1 protein-coding gene is annotated in these 546 nt (G+C 45.1%); it reads right to left on the reverse strand.

All coding sequences use genetic code 11. From position 1 onward, the window contains the following. Positions 1 to 120 precede the first annotated feature (120 nt). The coding region (locus AB4486_RS25105) for a hypothetical protein (protein WP_372119416.1) at positions 121 to 546 on the reverse strand (426 nt) is incomplete at its 5' end.

Here is a 546-nt window from a genome sequence, read left to right on the forward strand (position 1 = left end):
CGTTGCAGGCCTAATCAGCGCACTGTCTATTATCTTCATTTTTATGATTTAACAGTTAAATAGAAAACGCCTAGGTTTGACCCTAGGCGTTTATTCTATGTTAGATGATAAGTCTATGCGTTACGGCGATTCAAACCCCACAAATCGCATCACACCCGAGAATATCTCAGCTTCTCCCTCTGCCGGCGCAGGGTTGCTCCAGGTTGGATCGCTCCAGAAGGATTTAGTCGTAATATACTCTCCATCTTGATCAACCTTATTCCAGGTGTCTTTGGCTCCTATAAATTCCTCTTCGGTTATGGTTAAGGTCACCTCACCATTCAAAATCACCCAATCGAACCCGAACAATCCCTCATCATCGTCAAAGTAGCCAGTACCGTTACTATGGAAAACAACCTCTTCTTCAACTACAGCCATGACGGTGCCATTTATCTCCCAAAGATCGATGAGCTCCCAACGAGAACTTTCACTGCCATTACCTGTGAAATCAGACTCTATAAACTGAGCACCACCAACGGTACAGTTGGCGACTGCGCTGTCATAGTC

Source organism: Vibrio sp. 10N.222.55.C6 (assembly GCF_041473395.1).
In the GTDB taxonomy this organism is placed as follows: domain Bacteria; phylum Pseudomonadota; class Gammaproteobacteria; order Enterobacterales; family Vibrionaceae; genus Vibrio; species Vibrio crassostreae_C.